Genomic DNA, 12653 nt, shown 5'->3' on the forward strand with positions numbered 1-12653 from the left:
TTTTTGCCAAAAATCAATTCATTTACATAAATACTACTGTATGAAGAAGTTTCTATTTTTTTTTAGTTTATTAATTATGGTATACTCCTGTAATACTACCAGCCAGAAGGAAGCATCTGACAATCCTTTCTTCAGTGAGTTCTCCACACCTAATGGTGTTCCTCCTTTCGATAAGATAAAAGCGGAACATTTCCTTCCTGCATTTGAAGAAGGCATGAAACAGCATAATATCGAAATAGATTCTATTGTAAACAATCCAGAAGCCCCTACTTTCGAAAACACTATTGTAGCATTAGATGAATCGGGTAGAATGCTGGACAGAGTAAATGCAGTCTTTTCTGTTATGACAGGAACAATGTCAGATTCTGTATTTCAGAGTATAGAAAAGGAAATTACACCTAAGCGTACCGAACATTATGATAATATAAATTTCAACGAAGGCCTTTTTGCCCGTATCAAAATTGTTCATGATGATTCTACCCGCACAAACTATACTACTGAACAAAAAATGCTTTTAAATAAAACTTATAAAAGCTTTGTACGTTCAGGTATACTGCTTGATGGCTCTAAACAAAGCCGTTTGCGTGAAATAAACAAAGAATTAAGCTCTGCTTCTTTAAACTTCAATCAAAATCTATTAAAAGAAACAGATAACTATCAATTAGTTATAGAAAACAAAGAAGATCTCTCGGGCCTACCCGAAGATGTTATTGCAGCAGCGGCGGCAGCAGCTAAAGATAAGGGTCTTGAAGGTAAATGGGTTTTCGGCTTAAGTAAACCTAGCTGGGAACCATTTCTGCAATATGCCGACAATCGCGCCCTTCGTGAACAATTATACAAAGCAATGTACATGCGTGGCGACAATGGGAATGAGTTTGACAATAAAGAAAATATAAAAAAGATTGTTAGCCTCAGACTTGAAAAGGCTAATATATTAGGCTACAAGACACATGCTGATTATGTTTTAGAAGAAACAATGGCCAAAACTCCCGATAATGTAATGACTCTATTAAATGACATCTGGAAATACGCATTGCCTCAAGCTAAGAAGGAAGCTACCGAATTACAGGCTATTGCAAAAAAAGAAGGCCATGATATAAAACTGGAATCATGGGATTGGGCATATTATGCAGAAAAACTTCGCAAAGAAAAATATGCTCTCGATGAGGAAGCTTTAAAACCATATTTCAAAGCTGACAATGTACGTGAAGGTGTTTTTGCTGTCGCAAATAAACTTTATGGTATAACATTTAAACAAAAAACAGACGTACCTGTTTATCAAAAGGATGTAAAAGCATATGAGGTAAGCGATGCTGATGGTTCGCTTATCGGTATGATATATTTCGATGACTTTGCACGCCAGGGCAAACGTCCGGGAGCATGGATGAGCAGTTTCCGCAAACAAGAAATATTTAAAGGTAACTTCGTTCACCCATTGATCTATAATGTAGGCAACTACAATCCTCCGACAGATGGAAAACCTGCCTTACTTACATTAGATCAGGTAGAAACAATGTTCCACGAATTTGGTCACGGGTTACATGGATTGCTATCTAAATGCACTTACAATGGCCTTTCAGGAACATCTGTATATCGCGACTTTGTTGAATTACCATCTCAGATTATGGAGCATTGGGCTTTCGAACCGGAAGTACTGAAAATGTATGCAAAACATTACGAATCGGGAGAAGTGATTCCAAACGAATTAATTCAGAAAATACAAAACTCAGGGTATTTTAATCAAGGATTCAGAACTACTGAACTTGTAGCTGCTGCTATCCTCGACATGAAATGGTATACACTCGGTAATACAGCGAACTTCAACACCAAACAAGGTGAAGGCCTTGAAAAACTTGATGTGGATAAATTCGAAGCTGACGCTATGAAAGAAATAGGCTTAATAGATGAAATCATACCAAGATACAGAAGTACATATTTCCAACATGTATTCAGTGGAGGTTATTCTGCCGGATATTATAGCTATCTATGGTCTGAAGTTCTTGATTCGGATGCTTTCCAAGCGTTTGTAGAAAAAGGCAACATATTTGATCAGGCTACAGCCAAATCTTTCCGCGAAAACATTTTATCTAAAGGCGGAACAGATGAGCCAATGACTCTTTATAAAAATTTCAGAGGTGCGGAACCTAACCCTATCTACTTGTTAAAGAACAGAGGTTTTGTAAAATAAGTAGTTTTATTATCTTTGCAACTCGAAATTTTAATTAAAAATAAAAATATAAGAATTAATGGCAACAACAGCAGATATAAGAAATGGGATGTGTCTCGATATAGACGGGCAATACTATGTTATTATTGAATTTCTCCATGTTAAACCTGGTAAAGGAGCAGCTTTCGTCCGCACAAAGATGAGAAGCGTTACTACCGGACGTGTATTGGAAAGAACATTCAATGCGGGAGTTAAATTAGATGAGGTTCGTATCGAAAGACGTCCATACCAGTTCCTTTATCAAGATGATATGGGTTACAACTTCATGAATACTGAAACCTTTGAGCAAATCTCTATCCCCGGAGAAACTATTTCGGGTGTAGCTTTCCTTAAAGAGGGTGACATGGTAGAAGTACAGGTCCATGCCGAAACTGAGACTGTATTAACAGCCGAAATGCCTCAGAATGTTGTCCTATTAGTTACATACACCGAGCCCGGATTAAAAGGTGATACTGCAACAAACACACTAAAACCGGCTACTGTAGAAACAGGTGCTGAGGTGCGTGTTCCTCTTTTCATCAACGAAGGTGATAAGATCAAGATCAGTACAGCTGATGGTTCGTATGTAGAAAGAGTAAAAGGATAATTGAACCCTTTAATATATAAGAAAAGAGACATACCCAAAGATATGTCTCTTTTTACTTTTAATACTTGCTCTAATTCACGATATAATGCCTAACACTGATGCAAAACAAAGCGAAACTAAATATAAAAGATTGGGCCGAAGAAGACCGTCCCAGAGAAAAGATGTTGCTAAAGGGAGTAACAGCTCTATCTGATGCAGAATTGCTTGGAATACTGATAGCTTCGGGTAATAAAAATGAAACAGCCGTAGAACTCGCGCAACGCATACTTCATAGTGTATCGAACAATCTAAATACACTGGGTAAACAAAATATAAAAGATCTCATAAAAAACTTCAACGGTATAGGTGAAGCCAAAGCAATTACAATAGCTGCCGCTATGGAGTTGGGCAAACGCCGAAAGTTGGCGGAAGTACTCATTCAACCTCAAATAACATCCAGTGAAGATGTATACCAAATAATGCACCCTGTATTAGCAGACCTGAAACACGAAGAGGTATGGATCTTGTTACTCAACAGAGCAAACAAAGTAATAAAGAAGATACAGATAAGTAAAGGTGGCATCTCAGGTACTGTTGTAGATATCCGCCTAATCATGAAAGAAGCTATCGATTCACTGGCATCGGCGATAATCCTTTGCCATAATCATCCTTCAGGTAATCCCAGTCCAAGTGTGGATGATGATAGCATCACAAGCAAACTAAAGGATGCCGGACAAATAATGGATATCACGCTACTAGATCATATAATCCTATGCGAACACTCATATTATAGTTATCTGGATAAAGGAAAAATGTAAATGACGCATCTAAAAAACTTATCGGGTTCTATGTATTAAGTTACAAGTAAATATTAACTTTGTACTCTCAATCTGGAATGGTTATAAACTAACCTTCGGGTATAGATTGTTTACAACAAATATAAACCTGAAATTATGAGCGAATTACTAGAATTTGAAAGCAAGATTGTAAACATGTTGAAAACTGTTTACGACCCCGAAATACCTGTCAATATTTACGATTTGGGTCTTATCTACGAAGTAGATGTAGATGCAGATAAAAATGTAACTATAACTATGACTCTGACTGCGCCCAACTGTCCTGCTGCAGACTTTATACTCGAAGATGTTAGATATAAGGTAGAATCGATACAAGGGATAAATAATGTAATAGTTAATCTTACATTCGAGCCTCAATGGAATAAAGACATGTTGAGTGAGGAAGCTAAGCTCGAATTAGGCTTCCTATAAAATATAGCATAGTGACAAAGAAAGTCTATTTTTTATCTGATGTACATTTAGGATCTGCTTATCACAAAAAGAATGTGAATAAGTTCGAACAGATGACACTACCGGCTGTAAAGGTCGATAACCACTATTTTCCTCAGCATGAAGTAGAACGGAAGCTTTGTCGGTGGTTGGATATGGTAAAGCAAGATGCCGAAACAATATACTTGCTTGGCGACATATTCGATTACTGGTTCGAATACCGTAATGTTGTACCTCGAGGCTTTGTTCGTTTTCTGGGGAAAGTGTCCGAACTCACCGATATGGGCATCGAAGTCCACTTTTTTATTGGCAATCATGATATATGGATAACCGACTATCTTCAAAAAGAATGCGGAATGATTGTACACACCCAACCCCTAATAAGAGAGATATACGGTAAAAAATTCTTTCTTGCACATGGCGATGGCTTAGGAGACGATTCTACTTCATTCAAAATGCTACGTGCCCTTTTCCATAATAAGTTTTGCCGAAAACTTTATGCCGCAATACATCCTCGTTGGACTGTTGGCTTTGCTCAATGGTGGTCGAATCACAACAGAGAAACATACGCTACTCCGCCTTATTTTGGAGAAGATAAAGAGCACCTCGTACTATTTGCAAAAAAACATTTAGCGTTAGCTCCAAGTATCAATTTCTTCATCTTCGGACATCGGCATATCATGCTCGATCTTATGTTGTCATCCAACTCGAGAATTGCCATACTCGGCGATTGGATAGATTACTTCTCGTACGGAGTATTTGATGGTACGAATTTTTCTCTCGAGATATTTGAAGATAAAAATCAGTAATAAAAAAAAAGCAGCCCCCAAAAGCTGCTTCTTTATTTTAAATATTTCCTTTAGAATTTTATCCCATATCCCAAAGTAAAATACGCTGGATCTGTACCTTCAATGAAAGAATATTTAAACTCAAAATTTAAATATCCGTTGCTTGTTATATCGTACTGAGCTCCCCCACCTATATTAAGACCGAATGTTGTATCTTTCAATGTAAGATCATTATGAGAATAACGGTTATTCATCATTACTCCTCCAACAAACGGGTAAAGTGCAAGGCCTCCCTGGATAGGAAATACATAATGTACATTTACATCCACGTCTAAACCTGTTACATGATTTTTAGGAAACAAAATAGACAAACCCGGTGCTATACGTACGTTATTTGTAATCGAATAACGACCTTCAATCCCCATAAGAAATCTTTCACTTTCAGTTTGATATCCCAATTTAGGCATTATAACTTTTTCTCCGAGTTGTGCATACGCGCTAAAAGATAACGCAATCAATAAAATCAGTGTTATAAATACTCTTTTCATACTTGCTTAAAATTAATAAAACTTATAATTAACTATAGTTTATTTATAATTTAAACAATAAAGTTCAGACAAAGTTCTGGAGAGTTAAAATTAGTCAATAAAAAAATGCCCGTTAGTTATAATAAATACTTACAACTTATACTTACCTTTGTCCCGAGTTAATTTAGCAGGTTATCAATATGAAAATGGTAAAAGGTATCTTTATCATTCTCTTGTTCTATTTCCTGGGACAAAGTATCAGTTATATTATAAATGGTTTTGTTCCCGGCAATATTATCGGAATGATTCTTTTATTCCTTAGTCTTCACTTCAAAGCTCTAAAACCAGACAATGTAAAAGATGTAGCTAACGCCTTCACCCGCAATATGGCTATATTCTTCATTCCTGCCGGTGCAGGTCTACTCGGATCTTACGGAATAATAAGTAAATTCTGGATGTCAATTCTTATTATATGCTCGGTTAGTACGGTTTTAGTAATTGCTGTAGTCGCAATTATTCAACAACAAATGGAGAAAAAAAGTAAATGAAAGCATTGTTTGAATCCACAGAATTTACCCTTCTACTTATATTTGGGAGTTATCTCTTTGGGCAATGGGTCTTCAAGAAAACAAAATTAGGATTATTGCATCCTCTCATTATATCTATCGCTATCATCATAGCCTTTCTTGAAATTTCGGGCATTGACTACCAAACATTTGAGCTAAAAAGTCAGTTTATAACCTTCATGCTCGGACCATCAGTCGTTGCATTAGGATATGTATTGTACGAACAGTTAGCATATCTGAAAGGCAATGTAGTTTCCATACTCACATCTATATTTATAGGGAGTGTGGTCGGAATTATAAGTGTCATTATATTAGCCGAAATAACAGGAGCAGATGAAGTAATCATCCGAAGTCTTGAGCCCAAATCTGTAACCACACCTATCGCTATGAGTATCGCCGAACAGTCGGGAGGAAATGTATCGCTAACTGCTGTTATTGTTCTGTTCTGCGGTATATTCGGAAGTATAGTGGGTCCTCCAATCTTGCGAATATTAGGAATTAAAAGCAGTGTAGCCAAAGGACTTGCTATGGGGGCATCGGCTCACGGAGTTGGAACGGCAAAAGCTATGGAAATGGGAATGATAGAAGGGGCGCTAAGCGGTTTGGCTATTGGTTTGATGGGGGTAATGACAGCTTTACTGATCCCAATATTTCATCAATTATTCTCATCTATTTTATAAAAAGCACAGCACAAGCACATTCAGTCAATTAGGCCTGTTGTATTAACCGATGAAGACGTAGCCAACCTCTTCTTTTCCAAATAATGAGCCAGAATTATTTCAGCTACTGGTATCATCATCCCCAATAGAAATATAAAGAGTACATTCATCTTGAAGCCTCCGAAGATGCTTCGTACTTTCTTTTCTATAATAGTATTCAATATCCCGTCAGTCAATATATTATCTATTTTCACATTCAGTAGTTCATTTGTCAATTCTTTATCTTTTAGAACTTTTTCGCCAAGAGCATCCTCCACATATCTCACAACCTGATCTTTGACTAAATCAGTTTCAATCAATCTACTCATCAGATAAGTCGAAGCTTTTGCAGTTATACTACTGTCTGGCATCTGTATACCGGAGAGTAAAACCCTACCGGTTTGTCCTACATATGACGCAGTTTTATCAATAAACTCATGCCCTGTAAGTTGCATATGTTTTTCATCTATGATTCTTTCCACTTCTTCTTTAAGATATTTATTAAAAGTAGAATTAGCATCTCCCAGATAGGTGGGAATATTCTTAACAATCTCTTTTTCAAAGCCATGTAACGCAAACCATTGGATGAAACAGAATCCGGTAAAAAGAGGAAAGAACACCATGTATATATACGAAAGCCATTTCAAAACCCAATGACGACGGTGTACTAATATTTTCTTCCGTAAAATAAGCTCGACAATCAAGACCATAAAGAATCCCATGATTCCGCCGATTACCGCCCAAACAATTACAGTCAAAGGATTTATATATTGCGTGATTGTATCCCAATATTGGAAAATCTCGAAAAAAGAAATAGAAATTAGTGTGTTCATGTATCTGTGTTAAGTTTATTTAGCAAATATAATATTTTTTATATGTTTCTGTATTTTTTTTGTACTTGAATAACCTAAAAATGATATATATGTGTTTCTAACCGATTAATAGATATTAAGAAAATAAATAGATGTCTTTAGAGTAAATTTTATAGACAATAAACTCTCTCTTTTTACTTATCTTTGCAAAAATATTTATTATGGCATCATTCTTACAGGTAGACGGACTCTCGAAAAGCTTTGGCGATCTGGTCCTATTTAACGAAATATCTTTTGGTATAGCCGAAGGGGAACGTATAGGGCTAATTGCTAAAAACGGATCGGGAAAAACTACTTTATTAAATATATTGGTTGGTAAGGAATCGTACGACAGCGGCTCTGTCGTTTTCCGCCGCGACCTCCGTATTGCTTATCTGGAACAGGATCCTATATATCCCGAAAATCTGACCGTATTACAAGCCTGCTTTCATTCCGGAAACGAAGTCACTGACCTGATTGCAGAATACGAAAAGGCTATGAATTCGAGCGACCATTCTAACCTTGATGTTATCCTCCAAAAGATGGATATATTGCAAGCATGGGATTATGAACATCGGGCAAAACAGATTCTAGCTCAGTTAAAAATCACCGATTTCGAGCAAAAAATCTCTGAATTATCAGGAGGCCAACTCAAACGGGTCGCTTTGGCAAATGTACTTATTACCGAACCTGACCTTATCATTCTGGACGAGCCTACCAATCATCTTGATCTCAATATGGTGGAGTGGCTTGAAGAGTATCTACAACGTTCGCGATTAAGCTTGTTGATGGTGACTCATGACCGTTATTTTCTTGATCGTGTATGTAATGAAATTATTGAAATCGATCAAAAACAACTCTATCAATATAAAGGGAACTATTCATACTATCTTGAAAAAAGAGATGAACGCATCAGTGCTCAAAATTCGGAAATAGACCGAGCAAACAACCTCATGCGTAAAGAATTGGAATGGATGCGCCGTCAACCACAGGCTCGGGGTACGAAAGCAAAATCCCGTATTGATGCTTTTTATGATCTGGAGAAGAAAGCTCAACAAGTACGTGATGCGGGCAACGTACAATTACAAATGAAAGGCTCATATATCGGTAATAAAATATTTGAAGCACAACATGTCTACAAGGCCTTTGGTGATATCAAGATTGTAGAGGATTTCAATTACGTATTTGCGCGTTACGAAAAACTGGGTATTGTAGGAAATAACGGAACTGGTAAATCCACCTTTATAAAGATGCTAATGGGTGAAGTTGCTCCCGATAAGGGAAGCTTCGATATTGGTGAAACAGTGAAATTCGGTTATTATAGTCAGGATGGGTTGAAATTTGACGATCAGATGAAAGTCATCGATGTAATACAAAATATTGCTGAGGTGATTGATCTTGGAAATGGGAGCAGATTAACGGCTTCTCAATTTCTACAACATTTCCTCTTTCCACCTGAGAAACAACATAACTTTGTCTACAAACTATCGGGTGGTGAAAAACGCCGTCTATATCTGTGCACGGTATTGATTACCAATCCTAATTTTCTTGTATTAGACGAACCTACTAACGATCTTGATATTGTTACTCTTAATATATTGGAAGAATATCTGCAACAATTCAAAGGTTGTGTCATTGTCGTATCGCACGACCGTTACTTTATGGATAAGGTTGTAGACCATTTAATGGCATTTCAGGGGAATGCCAAAATAAAAGATTTTCCTGGTAATTACACCGAATACAGAGAATGGAAAGAAATTCAGGAAGTTTTAGAAAAGGAAAAAGAACTTGCTGCGAAACCTAAAGAAGAAAGGCCTCAAAATACTTCTCCAAAAACAGAAGAAAAGAAAAAACTTTCATTCAAAGACAAGCGTGAGTTTGAGGAACTGGACGTTTTAATCCCACAACTGGAAGAAGAGAAAGCGAAGCTGGAGAACGAACTTTCGAGTGGTACTCTTTCAAACGATGAATTATTATCTAAATCGAACCGGATAAGTGAACTGATCGAACAAATAGAAGAAAAAACCATGCGGTGGATGGAACTTAGCGAGTTGATGTAAAACGAGTTTTCGACATTATATATTTTCGGAAATAATTATCTATATAAGGACACTTTTATCTTATACAAAAAGGGCAAAAAATAAATTATAAAAACTTGTTACTTTTGTTACCTTTTTTACAAAAAAACTGACACGACCTGCTAAACTTTTTTAATATTATGTGTAGATACGCTTTTTCGATATATAAACCTCACTATGTTTGTTTTGAATGCAGAAAGATGTTCCGGCGCAGACTTTTGAGAGATATCAATCATTCCAAAAAAGAATCTGTAGAGGCTAAATGTCCGCAATGTGAAGGACTAATGGCAGATATGGGTTTAGATTTTAAAGCACCTCGAACAGATGACATTAAGGAATGGAGCCACCTAAAAGATTTACATAGTGTCGGAATAACGTTCCATTCTTGCGGTTGTTCCGGCCCTGGATATATACCGAAAAACAAGGAGCAAATATTAAGTCAGTTGGAAAATACAAAAAGAAACTATATTGAACATTTCCGTCTATGGAACACAATAGAACTTCCTGAAACAAAAGCTGAATTTGAAGTGTTTTATCAAAGAAACTTCCAGAAAGTAGCTGGTTCTCTACCTCAAAATCTATATAAAGATTATAAGAAAAGGAAATTAGATAAGAATACAGCTATTAAATATTGGACAGATAAAATAGGAGAAATAGACAGGCATCTTGAGTCTTTAAGCCCTTTTAAATAAGAGTTCAATAATGACTCATGAATTGTTTGATTCTATGTTTAGAAATAAAGTACAATGGAGTTCACGTCTAAACCAAAACTTTGGTCATTAAGTTACCTGAATGTTTGCCTTGCAAACTTTTTAATGGCTTGCTCTTTCAATCTACTAATGCCATCCATTCCGCTTTATATTACAGAGCAAATGGGTGTTGCACAGTCAAAAACAGGAATTGTACTGGCATCATATGCCATTGCATTAATGTTTGTACGGCCATTCTCAGGATATATCGTCGATTTGTATTCCCGTAAGAAAGTATTATTGCTGGCCTTTTCTTGTTATGTACTAATATTCTTAGGGTATTTTTGGGCTACGACCATTTTACTTTTCATCATAGTACGTTTCTTACATGGTATTACCTGGGGCTTATCTACAGTTTCATCCAGTACGCTCGCAATAGACGTTGTACCTACCGAGCGGCGTGCCGAAGGTATCGGATATTATGGCACATTTATGAATGTGGCTATGGCAATAGGACCTTTTATAGCCATCCATATATACAATAGTTATGGATTCCAGATTTTACTCTGGTGTGCCATTACTATGGGAGCACTGGGTATTATAGCCGTTTCTCTGATAAAAGCGCCCCAGCGACCAAGTGTGGAGAGACAAAAACTATCCTTAGACCGATTCTTTTTGGTTAAGGGATGGCCTATATTCTTAAATCAACTACTACCATGCTTTGCTTGGGGTACGATAGGCCCTTTTGTGGCTCAATACGGTAAACAGATAAATATACCCAATGCCGGGATTTTCTTCCTTTTTTGGGCAGGGGGGATTATCGCCTCACGTGTTTTTGCCGGAAAACTTGTAGACAGAGGTAAAATACATCAGGTAAATGTATCGGCCATGGCTATTGTAACTATCGCATTCTTTGCCTTTGCCACAGTACATAACATCTATGCCTTCTGTATCTCCGGTTTATTTATTGGAATTGGATTCGGTATGATGTTTCCAGCCTTGCAGACACTATACATCAATCTTGCCGAAAACAACCAAAGGGGAACAGCCAATTCTACTTATCTGATAGGCTTCGACCTCGGTCTAGCGATAGGAATGCTGTTGGGCGGTTTCATCACAGGATATGCCTCTTTCGAAACGCTATACCTGATAGCATCAGGTTTATGTATGCTAAGCATATTTATATATTGGCTCTCGTCAAGAATTATATTCGAAAAGAACCGACTAAGGTAATTTATCCCTTATATAATACCTGTAATCATATCCATTACCTTAGAAGTTCTTGCTCCCGAAATTCCTGTTGAAGGACAAATCCCTACACCTCGTAATTGATCAACTATAGTTTGAATAAGTGGTTGCTGGATATGTTCGGGCTGCTCAGGTTGGAACAACTCTGTACCTCTGGAAGTGATAAGTGATATGGGGCGAAAGTCGAATGTATTGAACCGAATATAGCCCTCTAGCCCTTGAATAACAATTGTATCTTGCCTTGCCTGTTGTGAAGAAACAAAACACCACTGCCCGGTACCCGTAACACCGGACTCAAAGTTCATAATTGCAGATATTGTATCCGAAACAGAGTAATAGCCTCCCTGATTTTGAGTATACCCCTTAGCTTCATCTATTTCACCCAAAAGAAAATCAAGAATATCCAGTGTATGAGGAGCCAAATCAAAAAAGTATCCATCACCTGCAATATCCTTTTTCAATCTCCAGGACTGCTTATGGATATCCATATCCGAAATGTTTGCAGGACGGAAGTATTTCACATCTACAGCTAATATCTTTCCTATTATATTGCTATCCAACAATTCCTTCACTTTGAGAAAGTAAGGTAATGCCCGACGGTAATGAGCCACAAATAGTCGCTGACTCGTCTCTTCTGCCACTTTCACCATTTGCAAGCATTCTGCATAATTCATGGCCATAGGCTTCTCTACATAAACAGGTTTGCCTGCTTTCAATGTACGAATAGCATATTCTTTATGCGAGTCGGGAGGTGTAGCTACATAAACTATATCTACATCAGAATCATTTATAAGCTGATCTGCATCTGTATAATATTTCTGAACCTTATGACGAGTCGCAAAATCTTTTACTTTAGTTACATCCCTGCGCATCACTGCGACCAACTCGGAATGATCTATTTTATAAAAAGCCGGACCACTTTTCTTTTCACAAACATTACCGACTCCAATTATCCCCCATCTTACTTTATCCATAGAATAACACTTAAATTAGAATTATCTGTTTAGCTAAAGATACAAATAAAGATTAAAGAAAAAAGTCTTTCAGAGTCAATGCTCCAAAAGTCTTTACTTTATATCTTATTTTATTTTCTAGAACTTAAAATTCAATCCTCCAAGTATATTAAATCC

The 12653-nt window shown here is 36.9% G+C and carries 13 protein-coding genes; 10 read left to right on the top strand and 3 right to left on the bottom strand.

The annotated features are described in order from the left end of the window. The first annotated feature begins 40 nt into the window (after window positions 1–40). The 5 genes from JGH11_RS09125 (at window position 41) to JGH11_RS09145 (ending at window position 4887) form a co-directional block, all read left to right on the top strand. A complete protein-coding gene (locus JGH11_RS09125; protein WP_201111273.1) occupies window positions 41–2188 on the top strand; it encodes a M3 family metallopeptidase in 2148 nt (715 codons plus the stop codon). A gap of 58 nt (window positions 2189–2246) precedes the next feature. Continuing rightward, window positions 2247–2813 (top strand): elongation factor P, encoded by a 567-nt coding sequence (efp, locus tag JGH11_RS09130; RefSeq protein ID WP_201111274.1) that lies wholly within the window; start codon window positions 2247–2249, stop codon window positions 2811–2813. A gap of 98 nt (window positions 2814–2911) precedes the next feature. After that, window positions 2912–3610 (top strand): DNA repair protein RadC, encoded by a 699-nt coding sequence (radC, locus tag JGH11_RS09135; protein ID WP_201111275.1) that lies wholly within the window; start codon window positions 2912–2914, stop codon window positions 3608–3610. Window positions 3611–3745: 135 nt separating this feature from the next. After that, window positions 3746–4060: a metal-sulfur cluster assembly factor gene (locus tag JGH11_RS09140; RefSeq protein ID WP_236263936.1), complete on the top strand. Its 315-nt coding sequence runs from the start codon at window positions 3746–3748 to the stop codon at window positions 4058–4060. 11 nt (window positions 4061–4071) lie between these two features. After that, complete coding sequence (locus JGH11_RS09145; RefSeq protein WP_201111276.1) at window positions 4072–4887, top strand: UDP-2,3-diacylglucosamine diphosphatase; 816 nt, start codon at window positions 4072–4074, stop codon at window positions 4885–4887. A gap of 50 nt (window positions 4888–4937) precedes the next feature. Here the strand turns inward: JGH11_RS09145 and JGH11_RS09150 are convergent, their stop codons facing one another. Further along, entirely contained in the window at window positions 4938–5414 is a 477-nt protein-coding gene (locus tag JGH11_RS09150; RefSeq protein WP_201111277.1) for an outer membrane beta-barrel protein, read from the bottom strand. Between the two features lie 179 nt (window positions 5415–5593). On the opposite strand from JGH11_RS09150, the gene JGH11_RS09155 reads away from it, so the two are divergent. Both JGH11_RS09155 and JGH11_RS09160 read left to right on the top strand, forming a co-directional pair. Then, entirely contained in the window at window positions 5594–5941 is a 348-nt protein-coding gene (locus JGH11_RS09155) for a CidA/LrgA family protein (protein ID WP_370567584.1), read from the top strand. Then, entirely contained in the window at window positions 5938–6639 is a 702-nt protein-coding gene (locus JGH11_RS09160; RefSeq protein WP_201111278.1) for an LrgB family protein, read from the top strand. Before JGH11_RS09155 ends, JGH11_RS09160 begins: the two co-directional genes overlap by 4 nt. 20 nt (window positions 6640–6659) lie before the next feature. On the opposite strand, the gene JGH11_RS09165 is transcribed toward JGH11_RS09160, so the two are convergent. Further along, window positions 6660–7490: a hypothetical protein gene (locus JGH11_RS09165; protein ID WP_201111279.1), complete on the bottom strand. Its 831-nt coding sequence runs from the start codon at window positions 7488–7490 to the stop codon at window positions 6660–6662. 200 nt (window positions 7491–7690) lie between these two features. Here JGH11_RS09165 and JGH11_RS09170 point away from each other — a divergent pair, with 200 nt between their 5' ends. The 3 genes from JGH11_RS09170 to JGH11_RS09180 all read left to right on the top strand — a co-directional run bounded on the left by JGH11_RS09170 (window position 7691) and on the right by JGH11_RS09180 (window position 11508). After that, window positions 7691–9568, top strand: coding sequence for an ABC-F family ATP-binding cassette domain-containing protein (locus JGH11_RS09170; RefSeq protein ID WP_201111280.1), 1878 nt, complete (start codon window positions 7691–7693; stop codon window positions 9566–9568). Window positions 9569–9786: 218 nt separating this feature from the next. Beyond that, on the top strand, window positions 9787–10278 hold the full coding sequence (locus tag JGH11_RS09175; protein WP_201111281.1) for a hypothetical protein: 492 nt from the start codon (window positions 9787–9789) through the stop codon (window positions 10276–10278). Window positions 10279–10332: 54 nt separating this feature from the next. Then, window positions 10333–11508 carry an MFS transporter gene (locus JGH11_RS09180; RefSeq protein WP_201111282.1) on the top strand — a complete coding sequence of 392 codons (1176 nt, stop codon included), beginning with the start codon at window positions 10333–10335 and terminating at the stop codon, window positions 11506–11508. Window positions 11509–11516: 8 nt separating this feature from the next. On the opposite strand, the gene JGH11_RS09185 is transcribed toward JGH11_RS09180, so the two are convergent. Next, window positions 11517–12497, bottom strand: coding sequence for a Gfo/Idh/MocA family protein (locus tag JGH11_RS09185; RefSeq protein ID WP_201111283.1), 981 nt, complete (start codon window positions 12495–12497; stop codon window positions 11517–11519). Window positions 12498–12653 lie beyond the last annotated feature (156 nt).

The sequence above is a fragment of the Dysgonomonas sp. Marseille-P4677 genome (assembly GCF_016652235.1).
GTDB lineage: Bacteria > Bacteroidota > Bacteroidia > Bacteroidales > Dysgonomonadaceae > Dysgonomonas.

Bases quoted from the DNA above. Each gene is read 5' to 3' on its own strand.
- JGH11_RS09125 (WP_201111273.1), top strand. From the start codon at position 41: ATGAAGAAGTTTCTATTTTTTTTTAGTTTATTAATTATGGTATACTCC.
- efp (WP_201111274.1), top strand. From the start codon at position 2,247: ATGGCAACAACAGCAGATATAAGAAATGGGATGTGTCTCGATATAGAC.
- radC (WP_201111275.1), top strand. From the start codon at position 2,912: ATGCAAAACAAAGCGAAACTAAATATAAAAGATTGGGCCGAAGAAGAC.
- JGH11_RS09140 (WP_236263936.1), top strand. From the start codon at position 3,746: ATGAGCGAATTACTAGAATTTGAAAGCAAGATTGTAAACATGTTGAAA.
- JGH11_RS09150 (WP_201111277.1), bottom strand. From the start codon at position 5,414: ATGAAAAGAGTATTTATAACACTGATTTTATTGATTGCGTTATCTTTT.
- JGH11_RS09155 (WP_370567584.1), top strand. From the start codon at position 5,594: ATGAAAATGGTAAAAGGTATCTTTATCATTCTCTTGTTCTATTTCCTG.
- JGH11_RS09160 (WP_201111278.1), top strand. From the start codon at position 5,938: ATGAAAGCATTGTTTGAATCCACAGAATTTACCCTTCTACTTATATTT.
- JGH11_RS09165 (WP_201111279.1), bottom strand. From the start codon at position 7,490: ATGAACACACTAATTTCTATTTCTTTTTTCGAGATTTTCCAATATTGG.
- JGH11_RS09170 (WP_201111280.1), top strand. From the start codon at position 7,691: ATGGCATCATTCTTACAGGTAGACGGACTCTCGAAAAGCTTTGGCGAT.
- JGH11_RS09175 (WP_201111281.1), top strand. From the start codon at position 9,787: ATGTTCCGGCGCAGACTTTTGAGAGATATCAATCATTCCAAAAAAGAA.
- JGH11_RS09180 (WP_201111282.1), top strand. From the start codon at position 10,333: ATGGAGTTCACGTCTAAACCAAAACTTTGGTCATTAAGTTACCTGAAT.
- JGH11_RS09185 (WP_201111283.1), bottom strand. From the start codon at position 12,497: ATGGATAAAGTAAGATGGGGGATAATTGGAGTCGGTAATGTTTGTGAA.